At 71.8% G+C, this 19,306-nt stretch carries 19 protein-coding genes; 10 read left to right on the forward strand and 9 right to left on the reverse strand.

All coding sequences use genetic code 11. The annotated features are described in order from the left end of the window. Window positions 1–324: 324 nt before the first annotated feature. Entirely contained in the window at window positions 325–1,965 is a 1,641-nt protein-coding gene (locus ACF1GV_RS22395) for a DUF3152 domain-containing protein (RefSeq protein WP_391683585.1), read from the reverse strand. Window positions 1,966–1,973: 8 nt separating this feature from the next. Next, on the reverse strand, window positions 1,974–2,990 hold the full coding sequence (locus ACF1GV_RS22400; RefSeq protein WP_391683587.1) for an alpha/beta fold hydrolase: 1,017 nt from the start codon (window positions 2,988–2,990) through the stop codon (window positions 1,974–1,976). 300 nt (window positions 2,991–3,290) lie between these two features. On the opposite strand from ACF1GV_RS22400, the gene ACF1GV_RS22405 reads away from it, so the two are divergent. From ACF1GV_RS22405 to ACF1GV_RS22420, 4 genes are all read left to right on the forward strand, one after another. Continuing rightward, window positions 3,291–3,515, forward strand: coding sequence for a hypothetical protein (locus tag ACF1GV_RS22405; protein WP_361631287.1), 225 nt, complete (start codon window positions 3,291–3,293; stop codon window positions 3,513–3,515). Window positions 3,516–3,705: 190 nt separating this feature from the next. Further along, a complete protein-coding gene (locus ACF1GV_RS22410) occupies window positions 3,706–4,350 on the forward strand; it encodes a TetR/AcrR family transcriptional regulator (RefSeq protein ID WP_363262667.1) in 645 nt (214 codons plus the stop codon). A 166-nt stretch (window positions 4,351–4,516) separates the two neighbouring features. After that, the gene (locus ACF1GV_RS22415) at window positions 4,517–4,744 is read left to right on the forward strand and encodes a DUF3107 domain-containing protein (protein WP_363262668.1); all 228 of its coding nucleotides are present in this window, start codon (window positions 4,517–4,519) and stop codon (window positions 4,742–4,744) included. 258 nt (window positions 4,745–5,002) lie between these two features. After that, on the forward strand, window positions 5,003–5,269 hold the full coding sequence (locus ACF1GV_RS22420; RefSeq protein ID WP_363262669.1) for a hypothetical protein: 267 nt from the start codon (window positions 5,003–5,005) through the stop codon (window positions 5,267–5,269). 93 nt (window positions 5,270–5,362) lie between these two features. Here ACF1GV_RS22420 and ACF1GV_RS22425 read toward each other — a convergent pair whose 3' ends face one another. After that, entirely contained in the window at window positions 5,363–6,100 is a 738-nt protein-coding gene (locus ACF1GV_RS22425) for a ferritin-like fold-containing protein (RefSeq protein WP_391683591.1), read from the reverse strand. A 539-nt stretch (window positions 6,101–6,639) separates the two neighbouring features. On the opposite strand from ACF1GV_RS22425, the gene ACF1GV_RS22430 reads away from it, so the two are divergent. After that, entirely contained in the window at window positions 6,640–9,360 is a 2,721-nt protein-coding gene (locus ACF1GV_RS22430) for a DEAD/DEAH box helicase (RefSeq protein WP_391683593.1), read from the forward strand. Between the two features lie 129 nt (window positions 9,361–9,489). Next, window positions 9,490–10,386 (forward strand): alpha/beta fold hydrolase, encoded by an 897-nt coding sequence (locus ACF1GV_RS22435; protein WP_391683595.1) that lies wholly within the window; start codon window positions 9,490–9,492, stop codon window positions 10,384–10,386. A 4-nt stretch (window positions 10,387–10,390) separates the two neighbouring features. On the opposite strand, the gene ACF1GV_RS22440 is transcribed toward ACF1GV_RS22435, so the two are convergent. Next, window positions 10,391–11,296 (reverse strand): NYN domain-containing protein, encoded by a 906-nt coding sequence (locus ACF1GV_RS22440; protein ID WP_391684043.1) that lies wholly within the window; start codon window positions 11,294–11,296, stop codon window positions 10,391–10,393. A gap of 222 nt (window positions 11,297–11,518) precedes the next feature. Between ACF1GV_RS22440 and ACF1GV_RS22445 the strand changes: the two genes are divergently transcribed. Beyond that, window positions 11,519–11,671 carry a hypothetical protein gene (locus ACF1GV_RS22445; protein WP_155060754.1) on the forward strand — a complete coding sequence of 51 codons (153 nt, stop codon included), beginning with the start codon at window positions 11,519–11,521 and terminating at the stop codon, window positions 11,669–11,671. A gap of 80 nt (window positions 11,672–11,751) precedes the next feature. On the opposite strand, the gene ACF1GV_RS22450 is transcribed toward ACF1GV_RS22445, so the two are convergent. The 3 genes from ACF1GV_RS22450 to ACF1GV_RS22460 all read right to left on the reverse strand — a co-directional run bounded on the left by ACF1GV_RS22450 (window position 11,752) and on the right by ACF1GV_RS22460 (window position 14,111). Continuing rightward, complete coding sequence (locus ACF1GV_RS22450; protein WP_363262674.1) at window positions 11,752–12,357, reverse strand: MarC family protein; 606 nt, start codon at window positions 12,355–12,357, stop codon at window positions 11,752–11,754. A 57-nt stretch (window positions 12,358–12,414) separates the two neighbouring features. Beyond that, window positions 12,415–13,272, reverse strand: coding sequence for a PHP domain-containing protein (locus tag ACF1GV_RS22455; protein WP_391683598.1), 858 nt, complete (start codon window positions 13,270–13,272; stop codon window positions 12,415–12,417). Window positions 13,273–13,469: 197 nt separating this feature from the next. Next, window positions 13,470–14,111, reverse strand: coding sequence for a DUF6758 family protein (locus ACF1GV_RS22460; protein WP_391683601.1), 642 nt, complete (start codon window positions 14,109–14,111; stop codon window positions 13,470–13,472). Window positions 14,112–14,301: 190 nt separating this feature from the next. Between ACF1GV_RS22460 and ACF1GV_RS22465 the strand changes: the two genes are divergently transcribed. Further along, window positions 14,302–15,525 carry an MFS transporter gene (locus ACF1GV_RS22465; RefSeq protein ID WP_391683604.1) on the forward strand — a complete coding sequence of 408 codons (1,224 nt, stop codon included), beginning with the start codon at window positions 14,302–14,304 and terminating at the stop codon, window positions 15,523–15,525. A gap of 31 nt (window positions 15,526–15,556) precedes the next feature. On the opposite strand, the gene ACF1GV_RS22470 is transcribed toward ACF1GV_RS22465, so the two are convergent. Next, a complete protein-coding gene (locus tag ACF1GV_RS22470) occupies window positions 15,557–16,141 on the reverse strand; it encodes a suppressor of fused domain protein (protein ID WP_391683606.1) in 585 nt (194 codons plus the stop codon). A gap of 457 nt (window positions 16,142–16,598) precedes the next feature. On the opposite strand from ACF1GV_RS22470, the gene ACF1GV_RS22475 reads away from it, so the two are divergent. Both ACF1GV_RS22475 and ACF1GV_RS22480 read left to right on the forward strand, forming a co-directional pair. Next, window positions 16,599–17,723 carry a magnesium and cobalt transport protein CorA gene (locus ACF1GV_RS22475; RefSeq protein ID WP_391683608.1) on the forward strand — a complete coding sequence of 375 codons (1,125 nt, stop codon included), beginning with the start codon at window positions 16,599–16,601 and terminating at the stop codon, window positions 17,721–17,723. A 34-nt stretch (window positions 17,724–17,757) separates the two neighbouring features. Further along, complete coding sequence (locus ACF1GV_RS22480; RefSeq protein WP_391683611.1) at window positions 17,758–18,270, forward strand: hypothetical protein; 513 nt, start codon at window positions 17,758–17,760, stop codon at window positions 18,268–18,270. A gap of 110 nt (window positions 18,271–18,380) precedes the next feature. Here the strand turns inward: ACF1GV_RS22480 and ACF1GV_RS22485 are convergent, their stop codons facing one another. Then, a complete protein-coding gene (locus tag ACF1GV_RS22485) occupies window positions 18,381–19,130 on the reverse strand; it encodes a hypothetical protein (protein WP_363262681.1) in 750 nt (249 codons plus the stop codon). Window positions 19,131–19,306 lie beyond the last annotated feature (176 nt).

Genomic DNA, 19,306 nt, shown 5'->3' on the forward strand with positions numbered 1-19,306 from the left:
GGGAGTTTGGTGGGCCCCTGTGGGCCCGTGGGGGTTGTTTCAGGTGGGGGGGGGGGGGGGGGGGGGGGGGGGGGGGGGGGGGGGGGGGGGGGGGGGGGGGGGGGGGGGGGGGGGGGGGCCCCCCGGCCGGCCCGGGGGGGGGGGGGGGGGGGGGGGGCCCCCCCCCCCCACCAAAAGGGGTGAACGGGAGTAACTTTCCCGTGCGGGCCGCGTTCGATCGCGCTAAGAGATCAGGCGGTTGCGAAACGTCATCCAGCACGCCGGTGCCGAGCGCCGCCGCGTCCCGGTTCGGGGGCGGCGGGCGGGCCTGTCGTCAGGAGGCCGTCATCGGCCCGGGTACGGCCAGGGGTTGGGCCGGCAATGGATGCCGTCGTGGTCCAGGAACTTGGTCTGCTGCTGCATGACCGGGGCGAGTTCGCCGTCCTTGTCGCAGGTGACGTGGCCGTGACCGAGGCGGTGGCCCACCTCGTGGTTGATCAGCATCTGCCGGTAGGCGTGGATCTGCGCGCCGTACGTCGGGGAACCCTGCGCCCACCGGTAGGCGTTGATCATCACGCGCTCGGTGGCAGCCGAGTCGCAGGAGACGTTGTCCTCGGTGGTGTCCAGGCCCGACTTGGCGCACCAGGCGGCGGTGGTGCCGGGGCTGGCGAGCGTGATGACGAAGTCGGGCTTGCCGGAGGAGACGCGCTCGAAGGTGCGCGCGCCGCCGTGCGCCCAGCTGCGGGGGTCGTTGAGCGTCTTCTGCACGGCCTCGGCGAACAGCGCGCCGTCGAGACCGAGGCCCTGCTCCACGTCCACGCGGTAGGTGTACTTCTGCCCCTTGCCGGGCGCCTTGTCGGTGCCGGGCACCGCCTCGAAGGCCCCCGGGCCCTTGAGGGTGGCGCCGAGCGGGTACTTCCGCGCCATCTTCTGCTCGTACGTCAGCGGGGCGACCGGCGCCGCCGCGCTCGGCCGGCCGTCGCCGCGCGAGGCGGAGTCACGGGCGTCACGCGCCTGGTCGGTGGCCGACTGCGCGTGTACGCCGTCCCCCTGGCCACCGGCGACCTGCCCCGCCACGACGACCGCGAGCACGGTGGTGACGGCGGCGGCCGCGATGCCGGTGAACGTGCGGCCCTTGCCGCTCTTGCCGCTCTTGCCGCCCTTCGCACCGTCGGGCTGATCGTCGGCGGCGAGACCCGCGTCCGGTGTGCGGGCACCGGGCGGGGCGACGGCGGAGTCGGCCCCGGCCGCGGCGGAGGGGCCGGCGGGCCGGTCAGGGGCGGTCCGGGGGCGGACGAGGACATCGTCGCGGGGGCCGCGGCCCCCTCGGCCGCCGCCGGCCTCGCCGCCGACGTCGCGGGGACCGCGGCCGTCGCCCTCGTAGCCCTCGAAGGCGTCGAGATAGTCCTGACGGGGGCCGGCCGGCGAGGCCTTCCGCTGCCGCGGCAGGGGAACATCGGCGACCTGCGGCCCCGCAGGGCGCGCCCGCCCTGCTCCACCGGGTCCGGCCAACTCACCCCAGCCACCGCCGGATTCGCGCTGCTCGGGATGGCCACCCCGCACGCGGGGGACGCCGTGCGCGGGAGTGCCGCCGGGAAACCGGGGCACACCGTGCGCAGGCGTCCCCTCAGCCGGCCTCCCCCCACCCTGCGCAGGCGCACCCGGCGCAGACATGCCCTGCATCCGCCCACCCGGCATCCGCGCACCGGGCATCCGGGCACCAGGCGCAGGCATCGGCGCACCCGGCGCCGGCAAGCCATGGGCGGAGCCGGGACCGGCCCAGGACCCGCCAGACCCGCCAGGCCGGCCAGACCCGCCAGGCGCCCCGGACCTTGCCGGACCCCTGGCGTAGTCCCCCGTGTCCTCCCCCGCCCCCGGTGTCGGCGGCTGTGGAGCCGGCGTTTCCGCACGCCTCGCCCCCGCCGCCCCCGTGGTGTCGCCAGGCGCCTTTTTGGGCGCGGGCCCCCGCCTGCTGTGGCGTCCCACGTCGCGCCTCAGCTCCCCTGGCTCGCGGACTCGGATGCGGACAGGGACATGGCGGCGGAGCCGGAAGCGGCCCTCTCCACGTCGGTCAGCAGCTCACGGAACCCCGTGGCCACGGCCCGGGGATACTCCATCATCGCCACATGGCCGGCCTCCGGCAGCGTCAGCAGGCGGGCGTCACGGAAGGTGCGCGCCGCCTTCTGGGCCATGCGGAAGCCGACGAGCCGGTCACGGCCGCCGTAGACGAGCAGGGTGGGCGCGAGGACGCGGGCGGCCTGGCGCCACAGCCCGTGCTGGCCGCCCAGTGTGTAGGCGTCGACGACCCCGCGCGCGGAGCGCGCCATGGCGTCCCAGAAGTACGGCAGCCGCATGCGCCGCTCCAGCTCCTCCACGGCGTGCCGGAACGCCTCCGGTGACACGCGCGAGGGGTCGCCGTAGCACAGGGCCATGGAGCCGCGGACGCGCTGCTCGGCCGTCCAGTCGCGGGTCAGCCGCGTGAACAGCGCGGCCACGCCGGGCACGGCCAGCAGCCCGGTCGGTACGGCGGAGCGCTGGATGCGCAGCTCCGGCAGCGCGGGGGAGACGAGCGTCAGGGTGCGCACGAGGTCGGGGCGCAGGGCGGCCACGCGCGTGGCGACGGCCCCGCCGAGGGAGTTGCCGAACAGGTGGACCGGTCCGCGCCCGGAGGAGTCGAGGTAGCGGATCACCGCACGCGCGTGCCCGCTGATGGAGTAGTTGCCGTCGTCCGGCGGTGGCGAGTCGCCGAACCCCGGCAGGTCCACGGCCTCGCTGTCCACGACGCCGTCCAGCTCGGCCATGAGCGACGACCAGTTCTGCGAGGAACCGGCGAGTCCGTGGACGTACAGCGCGGGCGGCAGTCCCTCACGTGCGGCGGGCCGCGAGCGCACGGTGAGAGTCATGCCGGGCAGTCCGACCGATGTCAGCCGCTCGCCCTCCGCGACCTTGACGGGCGCCGCCTTCGGGGCCAGGTCGGTGGGCGGCACGGACGGCAGCTCGGTCGAAGACATGCGGCAATGTTACGAGACGATCACGCATTGGTTCACGTGTTCGCCATCACAGGGGTCGCCGGAACCCCGAGGGGCACACGGCCGTCGCGGGCGTAGGACCGGGACACGTCGGCCACGTAGGCGCGCGTACGGCCGGCACGCGCCGGGCACGCACACGGGCGTACGGCATCCGCCCCATTCGCACGCGCGTACAGCCGCGACAGCATGGCGTCCGCATCGGGTGTCTCCTACGCTCAGGACAGGGCACCCGAGTGGGACCCCCTGCTTCTTCAGGGACATTCGAAGGAAGGGAGCCCGTCCATGGCCGTCGACCCCACCGACCCCGAGACGTTCGAGGAGATCGAGGAGGAGGGTGCCGCGGAGTTCGACGTGGAGGCGCCCGACGCGGACGCCGCCGAGCAGCACGCCGACGTCGCGCCCGATCGCGACGATCCGCTGACCGGCGTGGACCCCGCCCGGGCGAACGAGGCCGACCTGGTCGAGCAGGCGCGCGTCGTCTCGCTCGACGAGGACGACTACCGCTGACCTCCTGGCACCCCGCTGAGCTGGAGAGAGGCCATTTTTTGCCCGCTCGGATCAGGTTTGAAACCCTTTACCCGACTTTCGTCACCGTCCGGTCCGTGAAATTCTGCGCTCGCACCGCGCACACCCGGGTTACCGAAAAGTACGATGGCGGCGCGGCGCACACCGCATGTGGACGACTTTGGGAGGCGGCGTGACAGCCATCGAGCAGACAGAGGCGGTACGCCCGCGGGGTACGCGCCTGCCGCGCCGTGCCCGACGGAACCAGCTGCTGGGCGCCGCGCAGGAAGTCTTCGTGGCGCAGGGCTATCACGCCGCCGCGATGGACGACATCGCCGAGCGCGCCGGTGTCAGCAAACCGGTGCTCTACCAGCACTTCCCGGGCAAGCTCGACCTCTACCTCGCGCTGCTGGACCAGCACTGCGAGTCGCTGATCCAGTCCGTACGCAACGCGCTCGCCTCGACGACCGACAACAAGCAGCGCGTACGGGCGACGATGGACGCCTACTTCGCGTACGTGGAGGACGACGGCGGCGCGTTCCGCCTGGTCTTCGAGTCGGATCTGACGAACGAACCCGCGGTGCGCGAGCGCGTCGACAAGGTCACGAACGAGTGCGCCGAGGCGATCTGCGACGTCATCGCCGAGGACACCGGTCTCTCGCGTGCGGAGTCGATGCTGCTGGCCTCCGGCCTCGGCGGCCTCGCGCAGGTGGTGGCCCGCTCCTGGCTGCACAGCGACCGCAGCGTGCCGCGCGACCAGGCGGTGCAGCTGCTGGCGTCGCTGGCCTGGCGCGGCATCGCCGGCTTCCCGCTGCACGGCACCGAGCAGCACCACTGACACACCCCCCTATGGGGACCGCGACAGCCGACGGGAGTTTGTTCCCGTCGGCTGTTCGCTGTTGGCGTGCCCGGCGCGGAGCGTGCGGGTCCCCTCACCGGGCTAATGTGTGCTGGGTACGGCGCGGAAGGTCGCGCACTTCACTGACCGTCGGAGGGACATAGCCGTGGAGGTCAAGATCGGCGTGCAGCACGCGCCCCGCGAGATCGTTCTGGAGAGCGGTCAGAGCGCCGAGGAGGTCGAGCAGGCGGTGGCCGAGGCGCTGGCCGGCAAGTCGCAGCTGCTGAGCCTCAAGGACGAGCACGGCCGCAAGATCCTGGTCCCGGCCGACCGCATCGCCTACATCGAGATCGGCGAGCCCGCCCCCCGCAAGGTGGGTTTCGGCGCGCTGTAGGGACGCTGCACTGCGGAGGCGTGACGTGAGGGGGCCGACGGTTCGACACCGCCGGCCCCCTCCGGCGTCTCCTCCTGCGTTTCCTCCCGCTTTCCCTGCGGGTGCTCTACGGGGACTTCACGGGCTTCACGGACGGAGCACGGCGGCTCCACAGTCGAGGATTGGATTCCGCAGGTCACGGGTATGACGGGCTACGACCTTGGTACCGGGTGGGTGTCACCTTCGGTGCAATGTCCGGTCGTCTGGGAGGGACCCGCGATGATCTTCGAAGCGCTCGGTTCGGCAGTGATCGGTCTGGTCCTGGCGTGGGCCGCGCTGCACCGCCTGTCGCACCGGCTGCCGAACCGCGCGCTGGTCCTCGCGACGGGCGCCGCCGGCGCCCTCTTCGGCGACTTCGTCACCCACAGCGCCCTCGGCACCGGCAGCGCACTGCCCAGCCTGATCGGCGCGGCCATCGTCTCGGCGGCGTCCCTCTCCCTGCTCCTGCGCCCCGCAGGCCGCCTCCGTCGATCAGCGACGGCGTAGCCGGAGGGGAAGAAGCGCGGGGAACTGCGCGACCAGCCACAACGGGCCCGCAGCCGCGCACCTCCCGCAATCACCCCACGGAGCGAACCCTGCTCAGGCCGCGAGGCCCAGCGCAGCCATCCGCTTGGTGTGCGCCTCGGTGATCCGCGAGAACATCCTGCCGACCTCCGCGAGGTCGAACCCGTCCGCGACACCCCCCACGAGCATCGTGGACAGCGCGTCCCGGTTGGCCACCACCCGCTGCGACTGCGACAGCGCCTCGCCCATCAGCCGCCGCGCCCACAGCGCCAGGCGCCCGCCCACGCGCGGATCGGCGTCGATCGCCGCGCGCACCCGGTCCACGGCGAACCCGGCGTGGCCCGTGTCGTCCAGCACGGCCAGCACCAGCGAGCGCGTGTCGGAGTCCAGGCGGGCCGCGACCTCCCGGTAGAAGTCGCTGGCGATGGAGTCGCCGACGTACGCCTTGACCAGGCCCTCCAGCCAGTCCGAGGGCGCGGTCTGCCGGTGGAACCCGTCGAGCGCGGCGACGAACGGCTCCATCGCCAGCGTCGGGTCCTCGCCGATCTCGGTGAGCCGGTCGCGCAGCCGCTCGAAGTGGTGGAACTCGGCCGACGCCATCTTCGCCAGTTCCGCCTTGTCCGCCAGCGTAGGCGCGAGCTTGGCGTCCTCCGCCAAGCGCTCGAACGCCGCCAGCTCGCCGTAGGCGAGCGCGCCGAGCAGGTCCACGACGGCGGCCCGGTACTGCGGTTCGGCGGAGGCCGTCGCCCAGTCCTGGGCGGCGACTGCCGTAGGTGCGTCGGAGGCGTGGTCAGGCTTGTCAGAGCTCGTCATGCAGCGCACAATAGCCCGCTCTCCGCACGACGGAAGGGCTGGTCACCACAGGGGCGGCGGCTGTGCCGGTCTCCGCCGGACGGATGTGACGACCACAACGTGACCGAATCGGCCATCGCGTGTGCGCCGATCCGGGGTATGGTGGTAATGCGCCTGCCGAATACTCGGTCGTGTTCCGACGTAGTGTCTCGACGGGCCGCACGTATGAGGATGCCCGGTCGGTGGCCCGATCGGCTCCGACCCGACAGCCCTCCCCGACCGTACGGCAGGACGCGTACGGCCCCGGAGGGGGACACCCTCAGCGGTACGAGCGCTCGAGCGTCGGCAGAGGTCCCGTGCACTACGGCTTGCCCGTCCGGCTTTCCGTAAGGCGGCCGACGTCCCCGGCACGGTCCGACACGACCCCCGCGCTCGCCTCGCACCGCGCACACAGAAGAGGCAGCACCCTGACTACGACGTTCCGAGAGCTCGGGATCCTCCCCGAGACCGCCGAGGCCCTGGAGGCCGTCGGCATCATCACCCCCTTCCCCATTCAGGAGATGACCCTCCCCGTCGCCCTCTCGGGCACGGATGTCATCGGCCAGGCCAAGACCGGCACGGGCAAAACCCTCGGCTTCGGCCTTCCGCTCCTCGAGCGCGTGGTCGTCCCCGCGGACGTCGAGGCCGGCCGGGCCGCCCCCGAGGCGCTCACCGAGGCTCCCCAGGCGCTCGTCGTCGTCCCCACGCGCGAGCTGTGCACGCAGGTCACCAACGACCTGCTGACGGCGGGCAAGGCCCGTAACGTGCGTGTGCTGGCGATCTACGGCGGCCGCGCGTACGAGCCGCAGGTCGAGGCGCTGAAGAAGGGCGTCGACGTGGTCGTCGGCACCCCGGGCCGCCTGCTCGACCTCGCGGGCCAGAAGAAGCTGGACCTGAAGCACATCAAGTCCCTCGTCCTCGACGAGGCCGACGAGATGCTCGACCTGGGCTTCCTGCCCGACGTCGAGAAGATCATCAACATGCTGCCTGCCAAGCGGCAGACCATGCTGTTCTCGGCGACGATGCCGGGCGCGGTCATCGGTCTCGCGCGCCGTTACATGTCCCAGCCCGTCCACATCCGCGCCACCGCGCCGGACGACGAGGGCGTGACGGTCGCGAACATCAAGCAGTTCATCTACCGCGCGCACTCCATGGACAAGCCGGAGATGGTCGCCCGCATCCTGCAGGCCGAGGGCCGCGGGCTGGCGATGATCTTCTGCCGGACCAAGCGCACCGCCGCCGACATCGCCGAGCAGCTCCAGCGCCGCGGCTTCGCGGCCGGCGCGGTCCACGGCGACCTCGGCCAGGGCGCCCGTGAGCAGGCGCTGCGCGCCTTCCGCAACGGCAAGGTCGACGTCCTCGTCTGCACCGACGTCGCCGCGCGCGGCATCGACGTCGAGGGCGTCACGCACGTCATCAACTACCAGTCCCCCGAGGACGAGAAGACGTACCTGCACCGCGTCGGCCGCACCGGTCGCGCGGGCGCCAAGGGTACGGCGATCACGTTCGTCGACTGGGACGACATCCCGCGCTGGCAGCTGATCAACAAGGCGCTGGAGCTGGACTTCAACGACCCGGTGGAGACGTACTCGAGCTCCCCGCACCTGTTCTCCGACCTCGGCATCCCCGCGGGTACGAAGGGCACCCTGCCGCGTTCCGAGCGCACCCGCGCCGGCCTGAACGCCGAGGAGCTCGAGGACCTGGGCGAGCCGGGCGGCCGGGGTGGCCGCGGCCGCGGTGGCCGCAGCGAGCGCCGCGACGAGTCCCGTTCCCACGACCGGGAGGCGGAGCGCGAGCGCAGCCGTACGCCGCGCCGTCGCCGCCGTACCCGCAGCGGGTCGCCGCTGGAGGCGGGCGCCGAGCAGACGGCTCCGGCCGCCGCCGAGGCGACCGCGACCGCCGAGGGCGCCGAGGGCGGGCAGCGCGTCCTGCGCCGCCGTCGCCGCACGCGCGGCGGTTCCACGGCCGCTCCGGCGGTCCAGACCGCCACCGCCGCCGCGACGACGGAGAGCGCCCCGGCCGCGGAGGCCGCGGTCACGGCGTCGGAGGGCACGGCGCTCGACGCGCCCGAGACCCAGGCGAAGTCGCGCCGCCGCCGCACCCGTAAGCCTGCGGATGCGGCCACGGCTCCGGCCGAGGTCACGCCGGCGTCCGAGCCGACGGCCCCGTCGGTCCCGGAGCAGGCCGAGGTCACCGAGGCCCCTGCCGCCGCGCCGCGCCGCCGTACCCGTAAGGCGGCGGCTGCGACGGAGACGGCCGCCGAGGCAGCCGTGGACACGGCGGAGACCGCCGAGGCCAAGCCGAAGACCCGCCGCACCCGCAAGGCGACGGTGAGCACCGAGGACGCCGCCCCGGCGACCGAGGTGACCGCCGAGACCGCGGAAGCCGCCGAGGCGACCGAGGCGAAGCCGAAGACCCGCCGCACCCGCAAGACCGCGGCGAGCAAGACCGCCGAGGCAGCCACTGAGGCAGCCGTGGCGGCCATCGACACCGCCGAGGCCACCGAGACCAAGCCCAAGGCGCGCCGCACCCGCAAGACCGCGGCGAGCAAGGCCACCGAAGCGACCGCCCAGGCGACCGCCGAGATCCCGGCCCAGGCCACCGCCGAGCCGGACACCGACGCCAAGCCGAAGACGGCCCGCCGCACCCGCAAGACCGCGGCCACGACTGCGACCGATACGGCAGCCGAGGCAGCCGTCGACACGGCCGAAGCCACCGAGACCAAGCCCAAGGCGCGCCGCACCCGCAAGACCGCGGCGAGCAAGGCCACCGCGGAGCCGGAGGCGGAGGTGACGGCGGAGACCGCCGAGGCCAAGCCGCGCCGCACCCGCAAGGCCACGGCGACCGCCGAGGCGGCTGTGGACACGGCCGAGGGCACGGAGGCCGAGCCCAAGGTCCGCCGCACCCGCAAGACGGCGGCGAGCAAGGCCACCGAAGCGACCGCCCAGGCGACCGCCGAGATCCCGGCCCAGGCCACCGCCGAGCCGGACACCGACGCCAAGCCGAAGACGGCCCGCCGCACCCGTAAGACCGCGGCCACGACTGCGACGGAGACGGCAGCCGAGGCCGCCGCCGACATGGCCGAAGCCACCGAGACCAAGCACAAGGTCCGCCGCACCCGCAAGACCGCGGCGAGCAAGGCCACCGCGGAGCCGGAGGCGGAGGTGACGGCGGAGGCCAAGCCGAAGACCCGCCGCACCCGTAAGGTCGCCGCGAGCGCCACGGAGCCGGCCGACGGCTGATCCGCGCCCCGGCAAGCGCATCCGACGGCCCGTCCCACCTCCGCGTGGGCCGGGCCGTCGGCGTGTGCGCGTCTCCCGGCCCCCCAGGCCCGCCCGTTGCCCTTAGGGCCGCCCGATACCCTTCGGCTCGTGACCGATCGCACCGCGCCCGAAAACGCAGCAACCCCCTCCCCCTTCACTCCGCCCCCCGGCGCCCGCGCCCACCGTCTGCGCACCGCGCGTGGGGAGTTCGCGGTGGTGGACATGCCGGTGTCACCCGGCGTCGCCCAGCGGGGCATCGCGCTGCTGGTGCCCGGATACACCGGCAGCAAGGAGGACTTCGCGCTGCTGCACGAGCCGCTGGCCGAGCGCGGGTACCGGACGGTCGCCGTGGACGGACGCGGGCAGAACGAGTCCGACGGCCCCGCGGACGACGAGTCGCCGTATGCCCAGGGCGAGTTGGCGCGGGACGTGCTGGCGCAGGCGGCGGCCCTCGGGGAGCCGGTGCATCTGTTCGGGCACTCGCTCGGCGGTCAGCTGTGCCGGGCGGCCGTGCTGCTCGACCACACGCCGTTTCGGTCCTTCACGCTGATGTCCTCGGGGCCGGCGCAGATCTCCGTCTCGCAGGAGCAGCGGGTGAAGCTGCTGCGGGACGCGCTCGCGGTGATGACGATGGCCGAGGTGTGGGACGTCATGCAGACGATGGGCCCGCCGGAGGAGGTCGGCGGCGCGGCCCGCGGACCGGTGAGCCCGGAGCAGCTGCGGCAGCGCTGGCTGAACACCCGTCCGGCGCAACTGCTCGCCACGGGACGGCAGTTGTGCGCCGAGCCGGACCGGGTGGCGGAACTGGCCGCTCTCCCGCTGCCGCTCCACGTGCTGTCCGGTGCCCACGACGACACCTGGCCGGTGCCGCTGCTGGACGACATGGCCGTACGCCTGGACGCGCGCCGCACGGTCATCGAGGGCGCCGAGCACTCTCCCAACGCCGACCAGCCGCAGGCGACGGCCCGGGCGCTCGCCGACTTCTGGGACACCGTCCCGGCGTGAGCGGCTAGTACTGCGTCCGCAGGTGCTCCCAGAACCCGTCCCGCAGTGCGCGCCGCAGGTCCGCCTGGCCGCGCAGGGAGTACTGGAGCAGGCCCTCGGCCTCGACGAGCAGGTCCTGGTCGACCGAGCCCGGCAGATAGGGGTGCCCGGGCAGCAGCTCCACCAGGGCCTCGCGTCCCCGCGCCGCGAACCACTTCGCCGCGATCTGCGCACCGACGAAGCGGACGTCCTCGCGCGTGGGCCGGTTGGCCTGCGCGCCTTCGTAAGTGGCGGCGGTGCGCCGGGAGACGTACGGCTTGAAGAAGTCGAGGTCGAGGGTGCGCTGGCTGTCGACCTCCCACAGCAGCGGTTCCGCCTGGTTGCGGCCCTCGGGTGCCTCGATGCCCCACAGGTGCACCCGGGCGCCGTAGCCCTGGGCCGCCTCGACCGCCGAGACCAGGTCCTCGTCACCGCCGAGCAGGGCCGCGTCGCTGATGGCGCGGTGCCGGGCGAGGGACTCCAGGTCGGAGCGGATCAGCGAATCGACGCCCTTCTGCTGGTTGTTGGCGTTGAGGTTGCCCAGGCGGACCTTGACGTCGGGCAGTTCCGCGATGCACTGCTGTTCGGCGGTGTGGATACGGCGCCGGGCGCCGTCGTACCAGTAGACGCGCAGCAGACGGCTGTCGGCGAAGACGTTGCGGGCGCGGTCGATGAGCGCCTCGATGAGACCCTCGGCGTCGAGATCGAAGGCGCGGCGGTCCTCGGTGCCGGCGACCAGGCGACCGGCGGCCGCGTAGAGGTAGCCCGCGTCGACGAAGATCGCGTGGGTGGAGGGCGTCTTGGCCACCTCGGCGAGCATGCGCTGGAGCAGCTCGTTCGTGCGGTCGATGCGGGCGGCCAGCGCCGCCGGGTCGTCGTTCATCGTCTCCATTGTCCTGTTGGTCACGCTGTGGACACAACCGGTCCCGTTCGGTCCCGCGCCCGACGTCTTACTCGTCAGTAATTAGTCGTTCGAAAAATTTCTTTAGCGTAGGGAATGTTCGTAACATGCGGCGGGTTGACTAAGACGTACGGATCGCGGGCACCGACGCTCAGTGGTCCACTGATGAGTAGTTCTCCCCAGGAGGATGACCAGACGAAGGGGGAAGCCACCATGCGCTTCGAAATCATGCGACTCGACGACGTCGACGGTACGCCCGTGGACACGACTGTCGTGGACGCCGCCTCCGTCAACAGGATCGTTCAGCAGGCCGCCGCCATCGGGCAGCGCCTGTGGATCCGCCCGGCCGACACCACGGCCTCATAACAGGGCGGCTCCCCCACCAGAAGCTTCAGGGCCCCGCACGGCACATCGCCGCGCGGGGCCCTGCTGCGTGTACGGGCGGATCAGCCGCCCCGGATCACCTGGGTGACGCCGTTGATGATCTGCTGCACCGCGATCGCGGAGAGCATCATGCCGGCGAGCCGGGTCACCAGGACCACGCCGCCGTCCTTGATGACCTTGATGATCAGCAGCGAGTAACGCATCACCAGCCACAGCACGACGTGGATCGCGAGGATCGCCGCCCAGACCGACACCTGCGAGGAGACGCTGCCGGCCTTCTGCACGGCCAGGATGACCGACACGATCGCGCCGGGCCCGGCGAGCAGCGGCATGCCCAGCGGGACCAGGGCGACATTGACGTCCTTGGTCTGCTTGGGCTCGTCAGTCTTGCCGGTGAGCAGGTCGAGGGCGATGAGCAGCAGGAGCAGCCCGCCCGCGATCATCAGCGCGGGCACGGAGACATGCAGATAGTTCAGGATCTGGTGGCCGAGCAGACCGAAGACGGTGATCACGCCGCCGGCCACGCAGACGGCCTGCAGCGCCATCCGCTTCTGCACCCGTGCGGGGCGGCCGCCGGTCAGCGCGATGAAGATCGGGGTGATCCCAGGGGGATCCATGATGACAAAAAGGGTCAGAAAGAGAGAACCGAAGACAGCGACGTCGAACATGAGTGTGGTGCAAGCCTTGCCGAGAAGTGAGAAAGAGAGGGGGCGTGAGCGGGCGGCTCACGCTCCGCCGGCGCCGGGCACCGGGAACGCGCCGGTCGCGCGCCGGGTGATCTCCCCGTAGACCTCGGGGTCGGTCGTGTACGTGCCGAGTTCGACCGTCTTACGGCTGCCGTGGTAGTCGGAGGAGCCGGTGACCAGCAGGCCGAGGTCCTTCGCCAGGCCGCGCAGCCGGGCCCGGGTCGCCTCGTCGTGGTCCATGTGGTCGACCTCGATGCCGTCGAGACCGGCCGCGGCCATCTCGGCGATCGCGGACTCCGGCACGGTCCGCCCGCGCTTGCTCGCGGCCGGGTGCGCGAAGACCGTGACCCCGCCCGCGCCCTTGACCAGGCGGATGGCCTCGAAGGGGTCTGTCTCGTGCTTCTCGACGTACGCCCGGCCGCCGTCGGCGAGCCAGTCGGCGGTGAAGGCGTCGCTCACGGTGGGGACGACACCCAGCTCGACCAGCGCGGTCGCCACGTGCGGCCGCCCCACCGATCCGTCGCCGGCGATCCGGGCCACCTGCTCCCAGGTGACCGGCACGCCCAGCGCGTTCAGCTTGGCGACCATGCCCTGGGCCCGCGGCACCCGGTCGTCCCGCACCAGCTCGCGCTCGGCGAACAGCGCGGGCTCCTCGGGATCGAAGAGGTAGGCCAGCAGATGCATCGAGACGCCGTCGATACGGCAGGACAGCTCGGCGCCGGTGACCAGCGTGAGCCCCTCGGGCAGCGCGGCGATCGCCTCGGCATACCCGCGGGTGGTGTCGTGATCGGTCAGCGCTACGACGTCCAGCCCGGCCTCGGCGGCGTTACGCACCAGCTGAGCCGGGGTGTCCGTACCGTCGGACGCGGTGGAGTGGCAGTGCAGATCGATACGCACGACGCGAACTCCAGGCGGGACGGTACGGAAGGGGACACTCAAGGATAGCCGGGTTTTCGCACCCCCCTGTCACACCCCCAGGCAGGGGGCACCCCCTACACCGAGGGCGCCTGCAGCGCCGCCAGGGGCGCGGGGAGCTGCGCGGCCGGCCACGACGAACCCGCAGACGACCACACACCCCCACCGCTTACGGCGTCCTACGGCTTGAGCAAGCGCGGCGACAACGCCCCACACGGCACCAGTTCGACCTCCGCCCCCGCCTCCCGGAGATCCGCCAGCACCAGCTCGTCGTACATCAGCAACCCCGACTGCTCGGGCCACACCACGGCCCACAGCCACAACCCGAGCGCCTCCCCCGCGAAGACGGCACGGTCGGCCGGTCCGCCGGACACGTGCCACAGCGGTGTCGGCCGCCCGGCGGCCAGCACCTTGACCTCGGCGGGTTTCTCGACGTTCATGTACGGCCCCGGGTCGGGCCCGTCCAGACCGGCGTACCGCGCCCCGAGACCGACGCCCAGTTCCTCGGCGACGAGGATCAGCTCCCCCATGCCGCCGAGCGGACCGGGACCCGTACAGGCCACCGCGGTCGCACGCCCGCCGCTGCGGTCGTCGCCGGCGCAGGCCACACCGGTGAACAACCAGCCGACCGGCAGCGGCCACGGCATCCACACCGGGACCTGGGTGCGCCGCACCACCGCATTGAGGGCCTCGACGCTGGGTGGGATCACAGGCTGCAACGGATACACCGTCCCGTGGACATCGCACTGCCAGGAGTCGGCGAAGAGGCCGGGAGCCCTGACCCGGCCACCACACTTCGGGCAACTGGGTTCGCCCCTCATAGGGCTCCACGGTCCTACCCCGGCCGCGCCACGTCAAGGACGATCACCCGTCCGGACTCTCCCCGTCCGCCGCATCCCCCCAGGCAGAACCAGATGCTAGTTGCACTAATTAGCTCGCCTAACTTACTGTACCTACTGCATGCATATTGCAACCATCTTTCGTCGGGCACTCGCCGGGATCGGAGAAGACATGGACCCCTTCGACGCGGAAGCCGGCAGCATCCTGCGGCAGCCCAAGGCGGTCTGGGCGACCGCGGGCGCGTCCGTCGTCGCCTTCATGGGCATCGGACTGGTCGATCCGATCCTGCCGTCCATCACCAAGGGGCTTCAGGCCACCCCCAGCCAGGTCTCCCTGCTGTTCACCTCCTACTTCCTGATCACCGCGATCGCCATGCTGGTCACCGGCTTCGTCTCCAGCCGCATCGGCGGCCGCAAGACGCTGCTGGCCGGTCTCGCGCTGGTCGTGGTCTTCGCGGGCCTGGCCGGCACCTCGAGCTCGGTCGGTGAGCTGGTCGGCTTCCGCGCGGGCTGGGGCCTCGGCAACGCACTCTTCGTCTCGACCGCGCTCGCGGTGATCGTCGGCGCGGCGGCCGGCGGCAGCGCGGCGGCGATCCTGCTCTACGAGTCGGCGCTCGGCCTCGGCATGGCCTGCGGCCCGCTGCTGGGCGCGCTGCTGGGTGACGCCAGCTGGCGCTATCCGTTCTTCGGCACCGCGTTCCTGATGGCGGTGGGGTTCCTGTGCATCACGGTGTTCCTGAAGGAGCAGCCGAAGCCCGCCCGCAAGACGTCGCTGCTCGACCCGCTCAAGGCGCTCGGCCACGGCGGCCTCGCCTCCGCCGCCGTCTCGGCGTTCTTCTACAACTACACGTTCTTCACGATCCTGGCCTTCACGCCGTTCGTGCTGAACATGACGCCGTACAAGTCGGGCGCGGTCTTCTTCGCCTGGGGCGTGCTGCTCGCGGTGTTCTCGGTGATCGTGGCGCCGCGCATGCAGGCCCGGTTCGGTTCGCTCAAGGTGCTGGGCGGCTCGCTGGTGCTGCTCGCGGTCGACGTGACCGTCCTCGGCTACGGCGACCACGCCATGGCGATCGTCTGCACGATCCTGTCCGGCGCGTTCATCGGCGTGAACAACACCGTCTACACGGAGCTGGCCCTCGGCGTGTCGGACGCCCCGCGTCCGGTGGCGAGCGCCGGCTACAACTTCGTGCGGTGGTTCGCGGCGGCGGCCGCGCCCTACCTCGCGCCGAAGATCGAGGAGTGGAGCGACCTCCACATCCCGTTCGTGGTCGCAGCGGTCACCGCGCTCGTGGGCGCGCTCGTGGTCCTCGTACGGCGCAACGCCCTTACCCACGAGGCCGAGGAACTGCAGCCGAAGCATGCCACCGAGGACGGTGTCACGGTCTTCGCCAACTGACCCCTGCCGCCATGGGGTTGGGTGACATCGGTCACTCCAGCGGGACGGACCTGCGGGACGGATCCCGCAGGTCCGTTCCCTGCGTCAGCCACTTCTCCTGGAGGGCCTGGGCGCCGTGCACACGCTTCCAGGCGGCCTCGTTCGGGGTCATCGGCAGCAGCGGCAGGAAGCGGACCGGGTCCATCGGGTCGTCCAGCTCAAGGTCCTCCACCAGCCCGCCGGGCTCGGCGACGAGGACGGAGGTGAAGGGGGCTCCCGGCCACAGCGGTTCCCCGACGTCCAAGGACGCGCCCGGGGTCACGACCAACCCCTCGACCTGCGGGGACGCGGCCAGCACGGCGAGCGGGCGGAGCACTTTGTCGGTCTCGGTGACGCCGGCGCGCACCGACAGCACCAGCTCGGCCCGGGGACCCTTGACGGGATCGGCGAGCATCGCGGTGGGGTCGGTCATCGGCTGCGCGGACATGCCGAGGGTGGCGTAACGCACGATGTCCCCCTCGTGGAAGCGCAGCACCTCGATCCGTTCCGTGCCGAGGAAGGTGACCGCCGCGCGCGCGTCCGGCTCGCCCAGCGCGGTGCGCAAGCGGGCCTCGACCAGAGGAAGAACATCTGCCATGCGGCGAGCATAGAACTCGTCAGTAGCGGGCAAAGCGGCGCCTTGACACACCGGTCGGCTGATACTCTTGGCCGGTCGGGCAGCACGCAGAAGCGTTGCGCATCCAGCCCGGCGCCGAAGGAACTCCCTTACGAGGGACCGACCGGAGGAGGTGGGGCTGTCATGGATCGAAGTCGACCGTGCAGTACCACTCGCTCTTCCGGCCGCTGATGCGGTTGCCCTGAATCCGGCCTGCTGCCGCCTTTCGCGCTCGCGCCTTCACTCGGAAGAGCACTTCGTTTCGTTTTGCCTGATCTGTCTGATCTGAATCAGCAGCGAAGCTCGTCACCGCAACGGTGCGGTGCTCCCCGCTTTGTGGATGTGCCAAACATACGCACGCAGGACGTCCTCATTCCGGGTAGTTCCACCCGCTGTGGGTGACCGGGGTCTTCGCTGCCCGATGCGAAGGAGCCCGCCCATGTCGATGATCCGCGACCTGCGCGCTGTGGTCCGCCCCTCCCGTGTCTCCCTGCGCAAGGAACTGCCCAGGACCGGCGGCTACGACACCTCCCCCCGCCCGGCCCGTCCGTCTGCCGTCGTCGACTGCGCCGTGTACCGCGACGGCGCCCGCCTGCCCAGTGACCGCCCGATCACCCCGCAGGAGGCCATGCGCCGGGTGCGGCGCGACGGCGGCTTCGCGTGGATCGGCCTGCACGAGCCGACCGAGGCCGAATTCGCCGGAATCGCCACCGAGTTCGGGCTGCACCCGCTGGCCGTGGAGGACGCCGTGCAGGCGCACCAGCGGCCCAAGCTGGAGCGGTACGACGACTCGTTGTTCACCGTCTTCAAGACGGTCCACTACGTCGAGCACACCGAACTCACCGCCAACAGCGAGGTCGTCGAGACCGGCGAGGTGATGTGCTTCACCGGGCGGGACTTCGTCATCACCGTCCGGCACGGCGGCCAGGGCAGCCTGCGCGCGCTGCGCCACCGCCTCCAGGACGACCCCGAACTGCTCGGCAAGGGCCCCTCCGCGGTGCTGCACGCCATCGCCGACCACGTGGTGGACGGTTACATCGCGGTCGCCGACGCGCTCCAGGACGACATCGACGCCGTCGAGACGGACGTCTTCTCGCCCGGCCGCAAGGGCACCCCGCGCGGCACGGACGCCGGCCGGATCTACCAACTCAAGCGGGAGATCCTGGAGTTCAAGCGGGCGGTGTCGCCGCTGCTGCGGCCCATGCAGCTGCTGAGCGAGCGGCCGATGCGGCTGGTGGACCCCGACATCCAGAAGTACTTCCGCGACGTCGCCGACCACCTCGCCCGCGTCCAGGAGCAGGTCGTCGGCTTCGACGAGCTGCTGAACTCCATCCTGCAGGCCAACCTCGCGCAGGCGTCCGTGGCGCAGAACGAGGACATGCGGAAGATCACCTCGTGGGCCGCGATCATCGCCGTACCGACGATGGTGTGCGGGGTGTACGGGATGAACTTCCAGCACATGCCGGAGCTGCACTGGCGCTACGGCTACCCGGTGATCATGTCGATCACGGTGGCGATCTGTCTCGGCATCCACCGCACCCTCAAGCGCAACGGCTGGCTGTGACAGGCGCGGCAAAGACGCTGGTTAGGCTGGGCGCATGACTAGCGAGCTGCTCGACCAGGCCCTCGTCGAGGAGGCCACGAAGAAGTCCGGCCTCATCTGGGTCAAGGCCGCCGGCGCCCCGGCCGCGCATGCGCTGTGGCACGTGTGGCACGAGGGCGCGGTGTGCCTGGTCGGTGACGGGACCGGGGAGCAGCCGCTGACCGGGCTCACCGACGGCGGCACCGCCGAGGTGACCGTGCGCAGCAAGGACAAGGGCGGCCGGCTGGTGTCCTTCCCCGTGAAGGTCGTCGAGCCGGCGCCGGAGTCCGAGGCGTGGCAGGCGGCCGTCGCCGAGCTGAAGGGCAAGCGGCTCAACGCGCCCGACGGTGAGGCGATGGTGGAGCGGTGGGCGCGGGAGTGCCGGGTGCTCCGCCTCGAGCCTTCCGGTTCTGTGCTGCCGTTGCCGGACGGGTCGCTGGCCGCGGTGCCGGTTGCCTCGTCGGCGACTACGCGGGAGGCCGTTCCGGCGGGGTTGCCTCGGTTGCTTTTCAAGAAGCGCAAGCGGTAGCGCTCCGCTGTAGTGCCGGGTTCTGTCGCGTTTTGGCTGCGGGCTCGTTGTGGCTGGTCGCGCCGTTGCCCGCGCGCCTTTGGGGCGCTCCTGACGGCCGGAGCTTGAAGCTACGACGTCGGCAGTTGCTTGCCGTAGTCCACCGTTTCGCCCTTGGCCGGTTCGGCCAGGGTGAAGTCCTTGCCCCACTCCGAGAAGACCAGCGTGCCCGCGCCGCCCGCGCGGACCAGGCGCAGGGGGTACGGCTTGCCTTCGAGGGAGACGTCGAGGGTGCCGCCGGAGCCCTTGTCGCCGGTGATGCGGATGGTGCGGACGCCGGACTGTTCGTGGTGGCCGTCGGTGGCGAGTGAGCCGTGCAGGGTCAGCACACTGTCGAGGAGGACGTCCTTGTCCGTGAAGCCGCTGAACCGCTGGTACGCGGGGTCGCGCTGCGGCACCTTCACATACTTGCCGCCGAGCTTGTCCGCGGCCGCGGTGTCCGCCACCTTCGGCCCGCCCTTGGAGTCCTCGTGGTCCCAGAAGTCCGAGCCCGCCTTCAGGAACAGCTGCTTGTCCACGCGCAGCAGCTGGAAGGTGCCCGCCTCGGAGGTGACCGAGCCGGTGCCGCCGTCGTCCTTGAGGCGCATGTCCAGCGTGTACGTGTGCCCGCTCGCAACCACGCTTCCCGACAGGTGCACGGCGTCGACGGAGTCCGCGGCCTGCTGGGTACGGCTCTGGATCTGCTCGACCGGCAGCTTGCCGACGCCGTTGGTGCCCGCGTCGGGATCGTCGGAGCACCCCGCGAGCCCGGTCACGGCCAGCACGGTGAGCGCGCCGGCGAGCGCGTTCCGGCGGGTGATTCCCAGGGCAGTCGCAGTCACGGAAGCAGGTGCCTTTCCGTCGGGGTCCACAGCGGCGTACGGCAGCGTACCGGGGGCCGGGCCGCCGGGCGGAGCCAGTCCGTCCGGACCGCCCGCCGGGACGTTTCCGAACGGGACGGGCTAGCCTGAAGCCCGACTCGGCGGGCAATTGGGGAAAGACTCACCGATACCGTCAC

The sequence above is a fragment of the Streptomyces sp. NPDC014006 genome (assembly GCF_043088925.1).
In the GTDB taxonomy this organism is placed as follows: domain Bacteria; phylum Actinomycetota; class Actinomycetes; order Streptomycetales; family Streptomycetaceae; genus Streptomyces.